Annotated in this window: 21 protein-coding genes; 18 read left to right on the top strand and 3 right to left on the bottom strand. The window is 33.2% G+C overall.

Annotated features, from left to right (window positions below):
- Nucleotides 1-242: 242 nt before the first annotated feature.
- The 10 genes from ACTJJ9_RS13390 (at nt 243) to ACTJJ9_RS13345 (ending at nt 7,549) form a co-directional block, all read left to right on the top strand.
- Nucleotides 243-692 (top strand): RrF2 family transcriptional regulator, encoded by a 450-nt coding sequence (locus ACTJJ9_RS13390; protein ID WP_095302636.1) that lies wholly within the window; start codon nt 243-245, stop codon nt 690-692.
- Nucleotides 676-864: a YezD family protein gene (locus ACTJJ9_RS13385; RefSeq protein ID WP_095302634.1), complete on the top strand. Its 189-nt coding sequence runs from the start codon at nt 676-678 to the stop codon at nt 862-864. The genes ACTJJ9_RS13390 and ACTJJ9_RS13385 overlap by 17 nt, the downstream gene beginning before the upstream one ends.
- A gap of 359 nt (nt 865-1,223) precedes the next feature.
- A complete protein-coding gene (locus tag ACTJJ9_RS13380; protein WP_095302632.1) occupies nt 1,224-2,048 on the top strand; it encodes a pentapeptide repeat-containing protein in 825 nt (274 codons plus the stop codon).
- A 401-nt stretch (nt 2,049-2,449) separates the two neighbouring features.
- Nucleotides 2,450-2,887 (top strand): NUDIX hydrolase, encoded by a 438-nt coding sequence (locus ACTJJ9_RS13375; protein ID WP_095302630.1) that lies wholly within the window; start codon nt 2,450-2,452, stop codon nt 2,885-2,887.
- A 402-nt stretch (nt 2,888-3,289) separates the two neighbouring features.
- Nucleotides 3,290-3,592, top strand: a complete 303-nt coding sequence (locus ACTJJ9_RS13370) for a putative quinol monooxygenase (protein ID WP_145581583.1) — start codon at nt 3,290-3,292, stop codon at nt 3,590-3,592.
- 183 nt (nt 3,593-3,775) lie between these two features.
- A complete protein-coding gene (locus ACTJJ9_RS13365; RefSeq protein ID WP_145581582.1) occupies nt 3,776-4,156 on the top strand; it encodes a DMT family transporter in 381 nt (126 codons plus the stop codon).
- Nucleotides 4,157-4,340: 184 nt separating this feature from the next.
- Entirely contained in the window at nt 4,341-4,697 is a 357-nt protein-coding gene (locus ACTJJ9_RS13360) for a P-II family nitrogen regulator (protein WP_145581581.1), read from the top strand.
- Nucleotides 4,698-4,702: 5 nt separating this feature from the next.
- Nucleotides 4,703-6,007, top strand: coding sequence for an ammonium transporter (locus ACTJJ9_RS13355; protein ID WP_145581580.1), 1,305 nt, complete (start codon nt 4,703-4,705; stop codon nt 6,005-6,007).
- A 279-nt stretch (nt 6,008-6,286) separates the two neighbouring features.
- Entirely contained in the window at nt 6,287-6,964 is a 678-nt protein-coding gene (locus tag ACTJJ9_RS13350; protein WP_145581579.1) for an HAD-IA family hydrolase, read from the top strand.
- Between the two features lie 138 nt (nt 6,965-7,102).
- On the top strand, nt 7,103-7,549 hold the full coding sequence (locus ACTJJ9_RS13345; protein WP_145581578.1) for an NUDIX hydrolase: 447 nt from the start codon (nt 7,103-7,105) through the stop codon (nt 7,547-7,549).
- A 103-nt stretch (nt 7,550-7,652) separates the two neighbouring features.
- Here ACTJJ9_RS13345 and ACTJJ9_RS13340 read toward each other — a convergent pair whose 3' ends face one another.
- On the bottom strand, nt 7,653-8,936 hold the full coding sequence (locus ACTJJ9_RS13340; protein ID WP_145581577.1) for an aminotransferase class I/II-fold pyridoxal phosphate-dependent enzyme: 1,284 nt from the start codon (nt 8,934-8,936) through the stop codon (nt 7,653-7,655).
- A 616-nt stretch (nt 8,937-9,552) separates the two neighbouring features.
- Nucleotides 9,553-10,551, bottom strand: a complete 999-nt coding sequence (locus tag ACTJJ9_RS13335; protein WP_095300262.1) for a methyl-accepting chemotaxis protein — start codon at nt 10,549-10,551, stop codon at nt 9,553-9,555.
- A gap of 659 nt (nt 10,552-11,210) precedes the next feature.
- Here ACTJJ9_RS13335 and ACTJJ9_RS13330 point away from each other — a divergent pair.
- Nucleotides 11,211-11,834 carry an NUDIX domain-containing protein gene (locus ACTJJ9_RS13330; protein ID WP_145581576.1) on the top strand — a complete coding sequence of 208 codons (624 nt, stop codon included), beginning with the start codon at nt 11,211-11,213 and terminating at the stop codon, nt 11,832-11,834.
- Nucleotides 11,835-11,861: 27 nt separating this feature from the next.
- On the opposite strand, the gene ACTJJ9_RS13325 is transcribed toward ACTJJ9_RS13330, so the two are convergent.
- Nucleotides 11,862-12,341 carry a hypothetical protein gene (locus ACTJJ9_RS13325; RefSeq protein WP_145581575.1) on the bottom strand — a complete coding sequence of 160 codons (480 nt, stop codon included), beginning with the start codon at nt 12,339-12,341 and terminating at the stop codon, nt 11,862-11,864.
- Between the two features lie 151 nt (nt 12,342-12,492).
- Here ACTJJ9_RS13325 and ACTJJ9_RS13320 point away from each other — a divergent pair, with 151 nt between their 5' ends.
- The 7 genes from ACTJJ9_RS13320 (at nt 12,493) to ACTJJ9_RS13290 (ending at nt 18,128) form a co-directional block, all read left to right on the top strand.
- Complete coding sequence (locus tag ACTJJ9_RS13320) at nt 12,493-12,981, top strand: CBO0543 family protein (protein WP_145581574.1); 489 nt, start codon at nt 12,493-12,495, stop codon at nt 12,979-12,981.
- 158 nt (nt 12,982-13,139) lie between these two features.
- On the top strand, nt 13,140-13,589 hold the full coding sequence (locus ACTJJ9_RS13315) for a hypothetical protein (protein WP_095300258.1): 450 nt from the start codon (nt 13,140-13,142) through the stop codon (nt 13,587-13,589).
- Between the two features lie 355 nt (nt 13,590-13,944).
- Nucleotides 13,945-14,367 (top strand): DUF1801 domain-containing protein, encoded by a 423-nt coding sequence (locus ACTJJ9_RS13310; protein WP_095300257.1) that lies wholly within the window; start codon nt 13,945-13,947, stop codon nt 14,365-14,367.
- A 255-nt stretch (nt 14,368-14,622) separates the two neighbouring features.
- Complete coding sequence (locus tag ACTJJ9_RS13305; protein WP_095300256.1) at nt 14,623-15,366, top strand: class I SAM-dependent methyltransferase; 744 nt, start codon at nt 14,623-14,625, stop codon at nt 15,364-15,366.
- A 208-nt stretch (nt 15,367-15,574) separates the two neighbouring features.
- Nucleotides 15,575-16,795: an NO-inducible flavohemoprotein gene (gene hmpA, locus ACTJJ9_RS13300; protein ID WP_095300255.1), complete on the top strand. Its 1,221-nt coding sequence runs from the start codon at nt 15,575-15,577 to the stop codon at nt 16,793-16,795.
- A 287-nt stretch (nt 16,796-17,082) separates the two neighbouring features.
- Entirely contained in the window at nt 17,083-17,649 is a 567-nt protein-coding gene (locus ACTJJ9_RS13295) for a maltose acetyltransferase domain-containing protein (RefSeq protein ID WP_095300254.1), read from the top strand.
- Between the two features lie 104 nt (nt 17,650-17,753).
- The gene (locus ACTJJ9_RS13290) at nt 17,754-18,128 is read left to right on the top strand and encodes a hypothetical protein (protein ID WP_095300253.1); all 375 of its coding nucleotides are present in this window, start codon (nt 17,754-17,756) and stop codon (nt 18,126-18,128) included.
- Nucleotides 18,129-18,293: the final 165 nt, after the last annotated feature.

The following is an 18,293-nucleotide window of genomic DNA, read 5'->3' as shown; positions in this document are numbered from 1 at the left end:
AAGAAGAGTAAGTAAGGAAAATGTGGACGAAGATGATCTTTTTATAAAAAATACTGGAAAAAGTGGTTGATTTTACTCTGTCTACATAATATTATATAGAAAAATAAATAAAACCAATAAAAATACTTGGTATTATGGCGATTAAAATCATAACATTTTTCAGTAGTAAAGTTGACCAGTTTACTCGACATTTTGATCGATTAAAGTCGACTAGATAACTCAACTTTATGGGGAGGTATAAAATGAAGGTTTCGAGTAAAGGGGAATATGCTTTACGGGCATTATTAATACTTGGTCAACATCAAGGAAAGGTGATGACGATTCAAGAAATTTCAGAAAAGACACTTGTTACGATAAATTATCTTGAACAAATTCTCCTTCAATTAAAAAAGTTAGATTACGTTAAAAGTAAAAGAGGGGCAAGTGGTGGCTATTTTCTTCATAAAAACACTAATGAAGTCAATATAGGTGAGGTCATCCGAAACCTTGAAGGGCCCCTTTCTCCGATGGGCTGTGCATCCATTACAAAGTATGAGCCTTGTCCATTAGAGGCTGGTTGTCAATTAAAACCACTTTGGTCTTTAGTCAGAGATACGATTGCATTTGTATTAGAGAGAACTACTCTTGAAGACTTGTTGTTAAATAGGATCGCTTTATTAAAGGGAGAGGATTTATTTGTTAAAGAAAAATAAAATCGATCAAGAAGTAATAGATAAAATCATTAATATATTAGAAAATATTGAATTTGGTACAGTCCAAATAACTGTACATGATTCTCAAATAACACAAATAGAAAAAGGTGAGAAATTTAGATTTGCCTTAAAAAAGTCAAATGAAAAATTTAATAGAAGCAAAGAGCGCTAATTTTATTATTATGAATTCATAAACACAAACTTTGAATAAAAGGATGTGTTTTATTTTTTTGCGCTGTTATTCTTAGTTGTTTATTTTCTCTTGGCAGCCTTCAGGAGGGGCGAGCGTCTCTTCGGTGTTAGCGTCTGTAGGGTTTCCTTTAACACGCCTCTTCAGCAGGTGTTTTACATAATCTATCCATTTACTAATTGTAAGAAATGATAACATGCTTTAGTATAGTCTTTTTAAAAGGGTTTTACGTTTAATTGCAATAAAGGTATGTTCATAACTGCGACAATTTGTTATATTGTAGAAATAAATCTCTTGGTAATAAAAGCCACTTGTGTTACTTAGTAAAGGAAGTGTACATCTTGTCTAATCAATTATCTACTACTGAAAGCAAGCATTTACGGGCGGATTGTGCCAGTTGTTTTGGTTTATGCTGTGTCGCATTGCCGTACGCAAAATCAGCTGACTTTGCAGAAGATAAAGACGGGGGAATCCCTTGTCATAATCTACAGTCAGATTTTCGCTGTCGGATTCATAATAGTTTGAGAGAAAAAGGGTATAAGGGCTGTTCCGTGTATGAATGCTTTGGAGCTGGACAAAAGGTTTCTCAAATAACCTTTAAAGGGGACGATTGGAATAATCAATCAATTGCAAAACAAATGTTTGAGGTTTTTCCAATGATGCAACAGCTTCATGAAATGCTTTATTACTTAAAGGAAGCACTTCATAGACAAGAGACATCTAAAATACATAAAGATCTACAGGTGTTGTATGAAAATACATTATTGTTAACGAATCAGGCACCAGAACATATTTTGAATTTGAGTATTTCCGCACATAGAGCACTTGTAAATGAACTTCTTATCCAAGCAAGTGAATTAGTAAGAGGAAGCGTTAAGCAAACCCGGAAGTTTCGTAGAAAAGGGATCGATTATATTGGAGCAAAGTTAAGAGGAACAGATTTACGTGGTGCTAACCTAAGAGGAGCGTTGTTAATCGCAAGTGACTTGAAGGATGCGGACATGAGCTTTGCTGATTTTATTGGTGCAGATTTGCGAGATGCTGATATCAGGGGAGCAAATCTAACTGGCTCAATTTTTCTTACTCAAGCTCAAGTAAATGCAGCAATCGGTGATAAGAATACGAAAATTCCTCCAAATCTATCAATACCAAAACATTGGCAATAGTGTTTGAAAAATGACAAGGTTTCATAACAATCTTTTCGCTTTACTATATTAAATGTATGTAACATTCTAAAAAAATAATGAAACTGCTGCTGGAACCTATATTAAATGGAAAACATAAAGTTATTCATGAGGGGGGTAAAACTCTCGAATAGTAAACTATTTATTTTTTTCATCTATTGCGATAAAATATAACATGTAAATGAAATTTTATAATAAATGAACTGGAAATTTGTAGCTAGGGTTCCGCTTTTTAAGGTCTGTGACCGAGGGCTACATCTTTTACATTTGTAAAAGGCACCTATTGACATAAAAGGTCCGAGGGGAAAGGTTCAGTGTATTTCTGATGCGCTGAAAACCTTTCTTCTCGGACCTTTTTATATTATTGATTGGAGGAATTTGCTATGAGAATTGATGAATTAAAACCGGGAGTTGCCATTGTCATAATAAATGAAGACAACGAAGTATTATTACAAAAAAGAACAGACGTAGGAAAATGGGCGCTTCCATCAGGTCATATCGAAATTGGTGAAACTGTTGAAGAAGCTGCGATAAGGGAAATTAAAGAAGAAACGAATTTAACGACAAAAATAATAAAGCTAATTGGAGTATACTCTGATCCAGATTCACAAGTTTTTTCCTATCCAAACGGAAAAAATGTTCAGTTTATTACAACCTGCCTACTAGCTAAGATTATAAGTGGTGAACTTAGATGTAATTCTTCAGAATCGTTAGACTTACAGTTTTTTAGTCCAGGGAACCTTCCGAAAAACCTCTTAAAGATGCATCCAAACTGGCTAAGCGATGCACTTTCCGATGAAGAAAAGGCATATATTAGGTAGTATAAAAATAATACACATTATTATGTAAAACATCTTAAAGGTTTGAAAAAGTTTATGCATAATTTATGCTATTTAATGGTCGTATTTGGAAAGTAGAGTAAAAAAATAGAATAAAATATCTGTTTCTACTATTTTAATATTATTTGAATGGTATAATATGGTTGAGAAACCTATTAACGAAATGGATTATTACTTAATAGCTATTGAAAGGAAATATAAAAACAGCAAGCTATATTTGTAATCATTTATATGCTTGGACATAAATTTATTACAATTTTTTGAGGAATTTCCCATTGGTTTTATTTCAAGGATTTTTTATTTCACCTTATTGGTTTATTTAGTTTTGAGATTAAATTAGACTTTAAGATAATAATTAATAAGATAAAAGGGAGGGAATGGCGAATGAGTAAATATGGTCTTTTTGGAAAGTTTATTGCAAAAGATGGTGAATGTGATACATTAATATCGATATTATTAGAAGCAGCCCGCTCAATGGAGAAACTAGAAAATTGTGAAGTCTATCATGTTAGTGTTTCGACTACTGAGCCTAATACAGTGTTTGTTTATGAGATTTGGAAGGATGAAAATGCTCATAAAGCCTCATTGTTATTTGAGGAAACAAAGATGTTAATCCAACGAGCAAAGCCTATTATACAAGGAGCTGAGAGAATCTCAACTTTTATACCAAAAGGAGGAAAACTGTAAATCTCCTTTTATATAAAGCTACATATCAAAGCTTTAATATTATTTATTTGAAACAAGTCTTCATTAAGTATAAGATGAAGACTGTTTTTAAATGAGCTGTGATCAATAGATTGCAGCTCATTTTCTGTAAATTTTCTTCTATAAAAAGATCGTTGTATTTAAACATATTAGGGGGAGAAGAAGATGGCGTATTTATTTTTGGCATTTGCTATAGTTGGTGAACTCATCGGTACTTCGATGCTCAAAGCGTCTGAAGGATTTACAAAATGGTTACCGACACTTGGAATGTTATTTAGCTTTATCTTTTCGTTTTTCTTTTTATCATTATCGTTAAAAACGATACCTTTAAATATTGCGTATGCCCTTTGGTCTGGGTTGGGGATTATTGCAACAGTCATTATCTCTATTTTTATTTGGAAAGAGAAAATAAATGGAGCAAGTATTATTGGAATATCGCTTATCTTAATAGGTGTTACAATTTTAAATTTATTTGGACCGGCTCAACATGATGCAAAAAATGCGGAGCGCATGGTGGAAAAGGAAAGTATTTCAAATGGTGGGTAAAGATAAATTTATAGTTAAAACATTATTATCATAAAATGCGACCTTATCGTAAGGTTGCTTTTTTTATTTTGAAATATAGCTGAATGTTTTTAATTTTCTATTTAATTTATTGACGATCAATACTTTATGTTATATTATCTATCATATAATTGTTAGTAAATATAACAAATGGAGACGAACGGATATGAAAAAAATCGAGACAATAATTAGACCTCAAAGATTAACAGAGACAATTAACGGGTTGAAGAAGATTGGAATAACAGGTTTTACTGTTTCTCAAGTTGTTGGTAGAGGAAAGCAAAAGGATACACAAGGCGTTTATCGGGGGAAAAATTATAATGTTACTCTACATCCTAAAATAAAATTAGAAATTGTACTTTCTGATTATATGGTTGAGCCAACGATTCAAACAATTATACGTTCTGCACAAACCGGCGAAGATGGTGACGGAAAAATATATGTTTACCCAATCTTAGAGGCTTATAATATCCGCACAGGACTAGCAGATTTTGATATTGATGATTTAGTACAGGAGAAGTGATACAAATGGAGCTTATTTATCTTAATACGGTTTGGATTGTTATCGCGGCAGCAATGGTCTTGTTTATGGAAGGTGGCTTTAGCTTACTGGAAGCTGGCTTTGTTCGAACAAAAAATGCTGTAAATGTTACGATGAAAATATTTGTAGATTTAACTGTTGGAGCTTTGCTATACTGGATGATTGGCTTTGCAATTATGTATGGAGACGATGCCTTTGGTTTAATAGGGACTACATTATTTGGAACTCCCGAAAAAATTTCGCTTTCCATCCAATTACCTGGTGCCGCATTTGTGTTATTTCAAATGGGGTTTGCAGTTGCATGTATTTCGATCATATCTGGCGCTGTAGCTGAGCGGATGAATTTTAAAGCATATGTCTTAACGGCAGCATTAATCTGCATCATTATTTATCCTTTATCTGGGCATTGGATTTGGAATAGTGATGGCTGGTTAGCGCGTCTTGGAATGAAAGATTTTGCTGGTTCAGCTGCAATTCATGCGGTAGGGGGATTTACCGCCTTTGCGATGGCGAGATTGCTTGGACCGAGAAAAGGTCGATTTAATTCAGATGGCAGTGTAAATGTATTTGCACCGAGTAATATTCCGTTGGCTTCTGCTGGTGCATTTATTCTATGGTTTGGTTGGTTTGCCTTTAATGCTGGAAGTACTTTAGATGCTTCAAATGAAAACCTCGCTTCAATCGCAATTAATACAATGCTAGCAGCTGCAAGTGGTGGTACAGCTGCCTTGTTTATGACAATGAAGAAATTTGGGAAAGCGGATCCGAGTATGACGATTAACGGAGTTTTATCAGGCCTTGTCGCTATAACAGCTGGGTGTGCATTTGTATCCTCCTGGAGTGCCATTTTTATTGGAGCAATAAGTGGAATCATTGTTATTTATGCTACCTTATTTATTGACTACCTTAAGGTTGATGACCCTGTTGGTGCTGTTGCGGTACATGGCTTTAATGGGATTTTTGGTACAATTGCTGTTGGATTATTTGATACATCAGAAGGACTTTTCACAACTGGTCAATTTTCTTTATTGGCAGTTCAACTATTAGGTGCCATTGTTGTAATTGTTTGGGGACTTTTTGCCGGTACATTGACTGCGAAAATTTGCGAAAAAACAGTTGGCTTTAGAGCGACAGAACGTGAAGAGGAGGAGGGACTTGATATGTCATATCACGGTATACCTGCTTATAATGAGCTAGAAAGATTTTCCGATATGCCTACAAGTCTTTATAATTTTGAAGAAACGACAGGAATAACTGTTGCACCGATAAAAAAGGAAAAAATTGTTGGTTGAATTAAAAGGAGTTTTTTAAGTCTACGATATACAAATATTTAGGCTGCTAATGCAGTCTTTTTTTGGCTATGTATAAGCGTATTGTTGATTACATAGCACTTTTACCCCACTTGGAGCTACAGCTAAAGGAGTATCCTAGACCTCTCGTTTAATGCGAACATCTATTACTCCACTTTATTTTTTAAAAGCATAACAACGATGTACCAAAATTTGTTAAAATGATTTGAGAGATGAAAATTGAGAATATATATTGACTTCATAATGAGGGGAGGAACCTTTTTGATAAAAGCTGTCCTATTTGATTTAGATGGAACATTATTAGATCGAGAGGAATCAGTAAGAAAATTTATTGCAATGCAGTATGATAGATTGAAAAGTGAACTAGGTCATATAGTAAAAGAAGATTATATAAATAGATTTATAGAAATAGATAATCATGGATACGTCTGGAAAGATAAAGTATACGATCAATTATGCAATGAATTTCGCGTTGTAAACCTGTCCTCTGAAAAATTACTGCAAGATTATCTTCAACATTTTAAACATAGCTGTGTTGCCTTTCCCTCAATGATTTCCATGCTTGATAAGTTAAAAAGGAACAACCTTCGTTTAGGGATCATTACAAATGGCTACGGACAGTTTCAAATGGATAATATTAATTCATTAAGAATGAAAACGTATTTTGCTACCATTCTCGTTTCAGAATGGGAAAAGATGAAAAAACCAGACCCAAGACTGTTTCTTAGGGCTTTAGATAGACTTAACGTGGCTCCTCATGAGAGTATTTTTATCGGGGATCATCCTGAGAACGATGTAAAAGCAGCTAAAGAAGTAGGGATGATCGGAATTTGGAAGAAGTCTATTTACTGGAAAAGTGCTGACACTGACTTTGTAATTGATGAGCTCGATGAAATACCAGCTATCATTGAAAAATTAAACAGTAAAAGCTTTGCTTAATGAATTGAAAATAAATACATTAGCATGTGAATCTGATGACATCAATAAAATATTTTGTACATTCAGGTGTCGATGGGACTTATCCTTTTTTAATAAAAAGAGGTTCATATTAAACTTTAATTACTAAGGGGTATATAAATGGCAGATTATATTAAAGATATAAGAAATTTGATTGGAACGAGGCCGTTAATAGTAGTAGGATCAACCATAATTGTTTTGAATGATAAAAATGAATTGTTATTACAGCTCCGCGCAGATACAAAGGATTGGGGATTACCTGGCGGTGGTATGGAGTTAGGGGAAACGTTAGAAGAAACTGCAAAACGGGAGCTGTTTGAAGAAACTGGATTGACTGCCGAAACTTTCGAGTTTATCGAAATATTGTCTGGTGAAGAATACTATTTTAAATATCCTAATGGGGATGAAGTTTATAATGTAATAGCATTATATATTGCAAAGGAAGTAACGGGAGAATTATTAGAACGGGACGGGGAAAGTTTAGAATTAAGCTATTTTCCGATAAACGATTTGCCTTCTTCTATAGAAGGAAGAGCGAAACTCATTCTTGAAAAATATTATAATTAGGAATGTTTAGGTACATAAAGTATTTAGTAACTTTAACGGGTAAATGTCATTAAAGAAGAGGCCTGTTAAGAAAGTACGGATTTAAACAGGCCTTCAAAGCTATTTATTGTTGATTTAGCAGTTGCTTTATCGAAACCAATTTAATACATAAGCATAGAACTTCGATTGCTGTTTTAAGCTCTTCTATAGTTGGATAAGTAGGTGCGATTCTAATATTTCGATCTCGAGGGTCTTTTCCATATGGAAATGTTGCTCCTGCATTTGTTAACGTAACACCGGCATCTCTAGCAAGCTTTACAACTTCTGTTGCACAGCCATCTATGGTATCCAAGCTAATAAAATAGCCACCTTTTGGTTTTTTCCATGATGCGATCGAAAGACTTCCTAATTGAGATTCTAATTCATTTAATACAATATCAAATTTTGGCTTAATAAGCTCTGCATGCTTTTTCATATGAAGCTTCATATTTTCGAGATTTTTGAAAAAGCGTACGTGTCGAAGCTGATTTAGCTTATCCGGCCCTATTGTTTGAATTCCTAATTGTTTTTTAATAAACTGAATATTTTCTTCACTTGCTGCCATCACTGCAACACCTGATCCTGGAAACGTAACCTTTGAGGTGGAGGCGAAAATAAAGACACGATTTGGATGACCTGCAGTTCTGCATGCATGTAAAATATTTTTTACACCAACTGGCTCATCTGTTAAATGATGAATCGTGTATGCGTCGTCCCAAAATATTTTAAAATCGTCAGCCTTTGTATCCATTTTTGCTAACCTGTCGACAACTTCATCGCTGTATGAGACACCTTCTGGATTACTATATTTAGGTACACACCATATGCCTTTTATCGATGCATCCTGACTAACTAGTTTTTCCACTTCATCCATATCAGGACCATCATCTAGCATGTTAATGGTTATCATTTCGATATTTAAAGCTTCACATATTGCGAAATGACGGTCATAACCAGGACTAGGACATAAAAATTTGATTTTTTCTTCGTTTCTCCAAGGGGTATTGCTATCGACAACTCCAAAAAGTAATGCTCGGGATATTGTATCGTACATCATACTTAGACTTGAATTACCACCGATGATTAGCTGGTTTGGCTGAACTTCTAGCATTTCTCCAAATAGTTCCTTTGCTTCAATGAGTCCATCTAAATTACCATAGTTACGAACATCTATATTTTCTTTAACCGTTAAATCATCTGCTTTTAATGCATCAAGTAAGCCTTGTGATAACTCAAGTTGCTCAGGACCAGGCTTCCCACGAGACATATCAAGGGATAAGTTATTCGCCTTGTATTCATTATACTTTGTTTCTAACTTGCTTAATTCCTCTTGTAATTCTGTTTTATTTAAACGAGAATAATGATCCATCCTATTTCCCTCCATATATAAAGCGTTATCCATTGTAATTCGACAATTTTATACATTAATCCTTTAATTCCATTTAAAATATGTTACTTGCGTAAATATGCGTAACACTCTATGAACGAATTGCGAAAGTAAGGAGTTCCACGAGGATGTGTTGACTGTATTTAAAGTGATAAAAATGATCCGAATGTTTACAAGCATGCAATATGATCCAAGCCTTTTATACGGATTGAATTTTTATAAAACTGACTGTAATGATTAGAATGTAAAAGTGCCATAGAAAAATTGATAGTCCAGGATACGTTAATGATGAGTTTTATATTCGACTGGGATCTACTGTAACTTCGCTTGGATATCCTTATAAAGACTGGATAGCGGTGCAGGACATGAACTCAACTTCTAACAATCTATTTAATAGTGTGATGCTCTTATTAAAGAATAAAAGGGAAAAGACACTGTGAGGATGAGCTTTCATTATGTGTGGACTGTGAAAAGGGAGTGAATCTCCTTTTAAAAACAGTTCTGAAGAAATAAAATTTCTTAATGGGGTGATGACAAGGAGTAGTGAGGAAACGTGTATACTTGCCTCACTTTCCTTTCATCCCATCATGAACATTTTCTAAACGATGGATTCGGCAACGATTACACTCCAGCCCTTACCTTTATATGCGTTATATCCTTCTGTTAAACAATAGGCATAAATATAATTGTTTTCAATTGCAAATCCACGTGTAGACTGTTTCGTTAAAACTTTTTTAACTGCTTGCAAATGGGATAAATTTGTTTCTAATATTCCATTACGTTCTTTTGAAGCGATGACAAACCCGTCAGAATTAATTAAGTATATCTTACTATCTTTACCGATTTTCACTTTATCGATAATGTCATAAATGTATTCCCAGTTAAATCTTGTAGTAAATACACCGATAATCTCTCCATTATCATCATGGATTGGGCTAGAATAATTCATTGTATAGCCATCAACGACAGAGGAATAGTACATGTCCGTCACATAAACTGAATTTGTTCGAATTGTTTCCTGAAACCATTCTCGATCCGCCATACTCTTTCCAACTTGGCTTTGATTTTGCGCAGCAGCAACAACCTCGCCATTTTTATTGATTACAAATAGATCATTATATACCTCATAAATGTTATAGATGTTTTTTAATAAATTTTCTGCAGCTCTCTTTGTATCCGAATTAGGATTTGTTAAAGAATGCTTGACAGCATCAAATGTTGCCCATGCTTGTACATCACAATTTCGCTCAAAGAGATTACGGTCAATTTTATCGATGGTGTCAAAAGCAATATCGACTGTCTTAGCTGCGATGATTTCATTCGCTTTATCCTGTATTTTATGAATAAGTGCTTCACTTTCCTTACTCGTATTGAAGCTATCTTGAGAAAACTTTTTAATTTCGGTGGCTACAACTGAAAAACCACGTCCTGCTTCCCCGGCTCTGGCAGCTTCAATACCGGCATTTAGAGCTAAAATATTTGATTGTCGGGAAATATCTTGGATTTTTTTCATAATAAGCTCTAACTGGCTATTATCTTTTTTCAATTCATTCATGAGCATGGAAATATTCCATTCTTTTTCAATCGTTTTCGTCATAAGAAACCCCTTTTCTACTGTATTTAAATTTCATTATACAACTATTATAATCTTCTGAATATATAAAAATCGTTACTATTTTCATATGTGGCAAATTGTAAATAGTAAAAAAGACCTTGAGTATTTTGTTGATTAATGTCAGTTATAACAAGAGCTTACTTTACTTAATGAATGTGATGTCGTTCCGATTATTTCTGTCATTTGACAAAGTATTTTTTGAATCCATGATGCAATTAACAGACAATAGTAAAAACTATTAAAAGATTATTATTGGTGGGATGGATTTGTCATAACGTTTCGAAAAAGTGAGACATTCATCGATTAGAATTTTCTTTATGACCAATGGGTGGAACTGACAGATTGTGGAACAACGGATGTCATTAATCCAACTACAGGAGAATTAATCGCAAAGGTACCTTTATCGATAAAAGTTGAGGATAATATAAGCTGCTTAGTTTGCAAACGAGGGGGATAATCCGTAGAAGAATACACCTGTCCTGAAAAAGGAAAGGTTATTATTTGAATTTTATGCTTTGGAAGTAAATAACATGAAAATCGTGCTAAACGTAAATTTTAAGAATCCCTTTTAAGTCACCCTACTTTTGTCTCTTTGTGTTAGAATAACAATCAAAAAGGAATTTAAAGGAAAGGATAAAGGCATGGAAGATGAATTATTAAAGATTTTTAATGATGATAGACAGCAAATAGGTGTTGCGACCCGTGAGGAGGTCCACGAAAAAGGGTATTGGCACGAAACCTTTCATTGCTGGTTTCTAAAGCAAGAAAAAGATGAACTATTTCTATATCTACAGTTAAGAAGTGATAGAAAAAAGGATTATCCCAATCTTTTGGATATTACTGCTGCTGGACATATATTAGCTAACGAAACGATACAAGATGGTATAAGAGAAATTAATGAAGAGATTGGAATTGATGTTGCTATTGAACAGCTAATTTCTTTAGGAACTATTGATTATTGTGTAGTGAAAGAAAACTTTATTGATAAGGAAATTGCACATGTCTATTTATATCATTCAAACCACACATTGGATGATTTCCATTTACAGGAGGAAGAGGTTTCAGGGGTTGTTAAAGTTGCCTTGAATGATTTTGAACAATTATGGTTTGGAGAGAGTGACTCAATCTATATTCATGGATTTAAACAAGAACATCATGAAAAAAGAGTACCAATAGATATAACTGTTGGGAAGGAAATGTTTGTTCCTCATGATGTGTTATTTTATCAAACAGTTATTAATAGAATAAAAGAAGCGAAAACTTAATGTGTAAGGGATAAGGACTGTCATTCGTCATTTATCCCTTATAATCCTAATATGTAGTGGGATGAGAAAGGCATAGGCTATAAATATAAACAAAATAGAAAAAAATAAATTCCAACCATTGTATTGCATATATCCAAAATACTGCATCCCTAAATCAATCAATATTGAAATAAATGTAAAAATGATCGACAAAATCCATCTATTCTTTTTTGTATAATAGTTGATGTAAATAACGGCTAATGAAGTAGGAATAAAGGTATAGCTAAGGATTTCTCCTAAACCGGCCATTTTTTCATCACCTAAATCAATTAAATCAAATACTCTTGCAATAAGGGCATCACAAATCCAAGTTGCAAGTCCTACAATTCCAAATGTAAAATAAATTTCTCTCCATGAAATATACTTTTTTGGAATAAATGCAGCGATTAATAATAACAGAAAACTAATAAGAATGGCAAACCATAGACCTGATGCATTTAAATCTAAATTCTCCAAAGCCTTACTCATAATTAATCTCCTTAGATTTGTTACTAAAAGTATTAACGCTAATAATAAATGTTATTCTGAGAATAGTGAGGATGTTTAGTCATGTAAAGATAAGTCAAATCATACATATAAAGCCAGACTTATACAAACACTGTTAGAGGAGGTGTTTGTCATGGCTAAAAAACGAGAGGTTAAATTTTTACTTTTCTCCGTGCTGGTTTCTTTGATTTTACTACCTTTTGCAATTATTAAACGACCTTTGAAGGATTGGATTATTGTTTATCTTGTAAGTATTATTGGGAATTCTCTTGCAGATCGTTACCTCGTTACTAGAGGATTTTTAAAATATAAAATTAGACCTTTGCCAAAGAAGTTCTCAATTCATCTCCCGTTTGATTTATTCCACTATCCATTAATGCAGCTTTATTACAATCAATGGACACTTAACAGCAATCTGTTTGGAATTTTAGTGAAAGCTTTTCCTTTTATTATCCCACAAATCGTAATAGAAACAATTGCAGCTAAAAAGACCAATTTAATTTCCTGGAATAACGGGTGGAATTGGTATCATTCATTTTTAAGCTTAACTGTAAAGTTCTATTTATGTCGGCTTATTATTGGGTTAATTAGAATAAAAAACAATCGACAATTATCAATGTAATAGAAGGAACATACTATGTGTTCTTTTCTATTTCTTCCTTTTAACTATTTGGAATTGATTGTATCAAATGGATCGTCCTGTATAATAACAGTAAATACATCTGGAGACTATTAATAACAATAGAATGACCTATACCTCTTTGTTTAAGGGTGAGAGACTTGGCTAAAAACAAAAAAAGAAAGAAAAGTAGAAGACTTGGATTAACAGAAGAACAGAAAAGAAGATATCAGCAACATAAACGAAAATTAAAAAGAAAGGAATTTGTTTATTCCTCAATCGTTATTTTCTTTATGGTTTTAATAACTATTTTCGATTCGTTTGCGTATGACATTTTTGAATATTATGGATGGAGTATCTCAATCGTCGATAGTACATATATTATTATTGATATACTTCTAACCTTATTATACTTCGGGATTGGTTGTTTAATGGTTTGGGTGTTATTTACCATAATAAAAGCCATTAATCACAGCAAGCAATATAAAAATACATCGTTGAAAAACTACATAACATACGCATTTTTGTTCTTACTTATCATAGGATTAGGAACATTATTTTTCTACTTAAGTATTATTCATGTAATATCTTATTTATTATATTATTTATAATAGTGAATGATAGATTAAAGGTTTAGCGCTTGTAGCAAAGTTAAAATGTAGTAGTGAAATAACACAAAGATTAAAGATTTTCATAGATATTACAAGGAGAGGGCATCTACAAAGTGAACCTTATTTAACGAGAAGAGGAACAGTAACTGGGTACTTATTCCTGAACTTGAACATTAAGAGCATCAATACATACTAGACTCACCTCACCTGTACAAATATTCATTTGCAATAGAAAGCTATAAAGATAATGCTTTTAACATGGATCAAAGTGGATAAGCTATTTATTGAATCTAATCTAATGAAGTTTTAAACAATTTATTTCCTGAATTTTATCGAAAGAAAGGAGCGTATAACTATGTACGAGTTGAAAACGAAAGAAAATGATGCGAGTGTAATTGAATTTATTGAAAATGTTGAAAATCCTAAAAAACGAGAGGATGCTTATCAACTATTAGATCTATTTACTGAAACAACGGGCTACCAAGCAAAAATGTGGGGACCAAGTATAATTGGATTTGGTGCATATCATTATAAATACGATTCAGGGCATGAAGGTGATGCACCTTTAGTAGGGTTTTCACCACGAAAAGCAAAAATTAGCTTATATTTTGCTACTGGGGATACAAAACGAGAGGAATTATTAAAAAAATTTGGAAAGCATACATCTGGAAAAGCTTGTGTTTATATTAATAAAGTTGCTGATATTGATGTTAAGATATTGAAGGAGTTAATAAACCAATCGATAACATTTTTAAAAGAAAAATATCCTGCTAAGTAAAATAAATGTACAAGATAAAGATAGGCTTAATGTTGAAAGCCTATCCCCTCATTGATTTACTAATATATCCTATTAATGTAAAATATAGATATCTTTTTCAAATGGGGTGAAAGGATTGTTTATTCTATCTGTTCGAAGTAATAAGATTTCGGGCTAGAAAAAACGCGTACTAGCCAACAAGGGTGGAGTCTGCCTTTTTTTAAGAACAGAAAAGAACAATTCGAAAAGGTCTTAATTTGAAAAGGAGATATTAAAATGAATGATCTTGATTATGAAAAATTTTATGATAGAGTTGGTAAAATAAATGGCTGGGATTTTAGTAAAATAAAGGTTTTAACAGAAGGGGTAAAATGGGATTATCAACAAGAAATTCTTAAAAGAGCACACCAATCTAATCTTCTACTTGATATCGGTTCAGGTGGTGGAGAAAATTTAGTAGCGCTCGCAGAAACTTTTGCGTTTATTGTTGGGATCGATCTATCAAGTGAGATGATCAAAACAGCACAAAAAAATAGTATGCAGGAAAATTTAAAAAATATCCGGTTTTGTCAAATGTCTTCTTCATTTTTACAGTTTCCCCACGAGTTTTTTGATATAGTTACGTGTCGGCACGCCCCATTTCACCCAGAAGAGGTAGCAAAAGTACTAAAAAAAGGCGGATACTTTATTACACAACAAGTGAGTGAAGCTGATAAGTTAAATATTAAGCAAGCATTTCATCATCAACATAAAGATGAAAATGGTAGATTACAAGCAAGATATATAAATGAATTAAAGCACGCTGGTTTTACCATCATCCGATCGGATGAATACAATGCAACTGAATATTATCAATCACCTGAGGATCTACTATTTTTACTAAAGCATACGCCGATTATTCCTCATTTTGCGGAAGAAAAGCACCATTTTAAAATATTCGAAGAGTTTGTGACAAACAATACAACAAGTAGAGGGATATGTACAAATTCTAATCGATTCTTAATTATTGCGAAAAAGTAAAACAAAAAATTCGAACGAAAAGCGTTTCAACTTAGAAACGCTTTTTTCATTTTTCAGAAACTTACAGGATATGTATTGCTATTGGCTCCACCCGTGAAAAGCGAACGCCTCAAGAGGAAATAAACAACCAAAATGAATAGCGCCTTTCGCTTAAAAATAATGCAAAGGGATAAGATGAATATGTAAACTATCTATGGGAGTGATAAAAATGCTAAACGAAAAAACAATTCAACTAGTTCAATCGACGGCTCCTGTTTTAAAAGAACATAGTACAGCAATAGGGAAAAGATTTTATGAATTATTATTTTTAAAAGCTCCTGAACTGCATAATGTATTTAATCAAACGAACCAAAAAAGAGGCCTTCAACAGGAAGCGCTTGGTTATGCTGTTTATGCTGCAGGTGAACACATAACAAACCTCGAGGCAATAAAGCCAGTCGTTGAAAGAATTGCTCAAAAACATCGTGCAATTGGAATTAAGCCTGAACAATATCCTATTGTTGGTGAAACTCTTCTTCAAGCTGTAAAGGATGTGTTAGGTCAAGCAGCGACAGATGAAATTATTGATGCATGGGGAGAAGCGTACGGTTATATTGCTGATGCCTTTATTAACTTAGAAAAAAAGCTATACGAAGAAACGAAAACACAACCGGGTGGATGGGAAGGATTTAAAAAGTTTATCGTTGATAAAAAAATAGCGGAAAGTGATGACGTTACTTCATTTTATTTAAGACCAAACGATGGGGAAGCAATTGCGACGTATAAAGCAGGTCAATATCTAACGTTAAAAGCAGAAATACCTGGTCAAGAATATACGCATATACGCCATTATAGCCTTTCTGAAGCTCCTGGTAAGGATTATTACCGGATAAGTGTGAAACGTGAGGATGAGATTAAAGAGTCTCCAGAAGGTATTGTTTCAAATTATTTACATAAGCAAGTACAAATAGGAGATACACTGTTATTTTCTGCACCAGCAGGGGATTTTGTTTTAGAGGAAGATGACAAACCAGTTGTCTTCATCAGTGGAGGAATTGGAATTACACCACTATTAAGTATGTTAAATACAATTGTTGAGACGCAATCTAAGCGTGAAGTAATCTTTGTCCATTCAACACGAAATCATCAGTCTCACACATTCAAAGACCATGTAAAACAAATTGCCGACAAACATCAAAACGTTCATTCATATGTTTGTTACACAACACCTACTGAAGATGATAAAAATAAGAACCATTATGATAAAGAGGGATATGTAGACTTTGATTTTCTAAAAAGAATTATCCCTTCCAAAGAAGCTCAATATTATTTCTGTGGCTCACTTCAATTTATGGAAACGATAAGTAAAGCGTTAAAACGATTAGGAATAGCTGATGAAAATATTCATTTTGAAGCATTTAGTCCTGTGTCTATTTTAAGAGAAGATTAGTGATTACAATCGTCCAATTGATTCTCCAAAAGCTTTAACATTTTATGGTGTTAGAGCTTTTGTTTTCGCTTTGAAATTGAAAAAAGCTGTTAACTATCAGAGGTTTTAATAGACTAGATTCAAAATAATACTTTAATGAAGTCTTACTATGCGGAATCTATTACTAAATCTATTTATACTAATGTGAATTTTCCATTTTGTAAAGTCTTATAGAGGATTTGTATTTTGTGGTATATGTTATGATTAAAATAATAATTAATTCTGGGGTTAAAGGAGAGTCGAAAAAGATGAGATCAGAAAAGGAAAAAATGGTGAATGGGGAACTTTATAATGCAGCTGATCAAGAGTTAAGAAATGACCGCTTTGAGGCGCGCAGACTAACAAGATTATATAATGAGACATTCGAAACAGAGAATGAGAATAGAACGGAAATATTAAAGGAGCTTTTTGGTACAACAGGTGAAAACCTTTATATTGAGCCAACGTTTCGGTGTGACTATGGCTATAATATCCATGTAGGTGAGAATTTCTATGCTAATTTTGACTGTGTCTTTTTAGATGTTTGTGAAATAAAAATTGGGGATAATTGTTTCATAGCACCTGGCGTACATATTTATACCGCAACACATCCACTTAATGCAAAAGAAAGAATATCTGGCGCTGAATTTGGAAAACCAGTAATGATCGGAGACAATGTTTGGATTGGTGGTAGAGCAATTATTAATCCAGGAGTGACAATTGGAAATAATTCAGTCATTGCCTCTGGCTCTGTAGTAACAAAGGATGTTCCTGATAATGTTGTCGTTGGTGGAAATCCTGCTAAAGTGATTAAAAAAATAGAGCAACATAGTTAATAAATTCAATACAAAATGTTATTAATAATCGCTAGCTAGAATTGCAATAATTTCGAAAAATTAGTTATAATGAAGGTCAGTAAGATAGTTTCGGAGGTGAGATAATGGGGAAAGAACTTCATTTTGGCAAAGATATCCTTACTCTAAAGGTAACGGGTTTAACCTCATTTTTTGCCTTTAAACGAAAAATCTTGATTCCCTATAAGATGATTGAAGAAGTATTTGTCGGTTCGTTTCAAGCTCCGCAATGGATGATTAGGGCGCCTGGTACTTCGTTTGCACCACTAAATATATACGAAGGTAGCTTTAAATATCGAGATGAATGGTATTTTCTTTCCTATGCAAGAACTGATTCATTGTTAAAAATAGAACTCAACGGACATGAAAAATATAATTATATTATAATCCAAATCGACAATCCTACTGAAATTGCTGCAAGTATTCGAAGACATATTCATTTGAATCAAGAATATGTTTAATAGTCCTCTAACTTGTCGCCCTTTTATAAAGAATTGAACGTTAGAAAGCTGCTTTTGCAGCTTTTTATTTATCATTTTCCTTCCTAAAATGGCAAGAATTCCAGGAATTCTTATAGTTTATCTCTCGTTTTAGAACTATGTGAAATACAAAAAGACACAATAGAG

Origin of the sequence: Metabacillus sp. 22489, assembly GCF_052044855.1 — a bacterium.
Classification (GTDB): domain Bacteria; phylum Bacillota; class Bacilli; order Bacillales; family Bacillaceae; genus Metabacillus; species Metabacillus niabensis.
This window is presented reverse-complemented; position numbering and strand designations above follow the sequence as displayed.

What these genes read in the sequence shown, in the direction of transcription:
- ACTJJ9_RS13390 (WP_095302636.1), top strand. Translation starts at nt 243, where the DNA reads ATGAAGGTTTCGAGTAAAGGGGAATATGCTTTACGGGCATTATTAATA.
- ACTJJ9_RS13375 (WP_095302630.1), top strand. Translation starts at nt 2,450, where the DNA reads ATGAGAATTGATGAATTAAAACCGGGAGTTGCCATTGTCATAATAAAT.
- ACTJJ9_RS13370 (WP_145581583.1), top strand. Translation starts at nt 3,290, where the DNA reads ATGAGTAAATATGGTCTTTTTGGAAAGTTTATTGCAAAAGATGGTGAA.
- ACTJJ9_RS13365 (WP_145581582.1), top strand. Translation starts at nt 3,776, where the DNA reads ATGGCGTATTTATTTTTGGCATTTGCTATAGTTGGTGAACTCATCGGT.
- ACTJJ9_RS13360 (WP_145581581.1), top strand. Translation starts at nt 4,341, where the DNA reads ATGAAAAAAATCGAGACAATAATTAGACCTCAAAGATTAACAGAGACA.
- ACTJJ9_RS13355 (WP_145581580.1), top strand. Translation starts at nt 4,703, where the DNA reads ATGGAGCTTATTTATCTTAATACGGTTTGGATTGTTATCGCGGCAGCA.
- ACTJJ9_RS13345 (WP_145581578.1), top strand. Translation starts at nt 7,103, where the DNA reads ATGGCAGATTATATTAAAGATATAAGAAATTTGATTGGAACGAGGCCG.
- ACTJJ9_RS13340 (WP_145581577.1), bottom strand. Translation starts at nt 8,936, where the DNA reads ATGGATCATTATTCTCGTTTAAATAAAACAGAATTACAAGAGGAATTA.
- ACTJJ9_RS13335 (WP_095300262.1), bottom strand. Translation starts at nt 10,551, where the DNA reads ATGACGAAAACGATTGAAAAAGAATGGAATATTTCCATGCTCATGAAT.
- ACTJJ9_RS13330 (WP_145581576.1), top strand. Translation starts at nt 11,211, where the DNA reads ATGGAAGATGAATTATTAAAGATTTTTAATGATGATAGACAGCAAATA.
- ACTJJ9_RS13325 (WP_145581575.1), bottom strand. Translation starts at nt 12,341, where the DNA reads ATGAGTAAGGCTTTGGAGAATTTAGATTTAAATGCATCAGGTCTATGG.
- ACTJJ9_RS13320 (WP_145581574.1), top strand. Translation starts at nt 12,493, where the DNA reads ATGGCTAAAAAACGAGAGGTTAAATTTTTACTTTTCTCCGTGCTGGTT.
- ACTJJ9_RS13310 (WP_095300257.1), top strand. Translation starts at nt 13,945, where the DNA reads ATGTACGAGTTGAAAACGAAAGAAAATGATGCGAGTGTAATTGAATTT.
- ACTJJ9_RS13305 (WP_095300256.1), top strand. Translation starts at nt 14,623, where the DNA reads ATGAATGATCTTGATTATGAAAAATTTTATGATAGAGTTGGTAAAATA.
- hmpA (WP_095300255.1), top strand. Translation starts at nt 15,575, where the DNA reads ATGCTAAACGAAAAAACAATTCAACTAGTTCAATCGACGGCTCCTGTT.
- ACTJJ9_RS13295 (WP_095300254.1), top strand. Translation starts at nt 17,083, where the DNA reads ATGAGATCAGAAAAGGAAAAAATGGTGAATGGGGAACTTTATAATGCA.
- ACTJJ9_RS13290 (WP_095300253.1), top strand. Translation starts at nt 17,754, where the DNA reads ATGGGGAAAGAACTTCATTTTGGCAAAGATATCCTTACTCTAAAGGTA.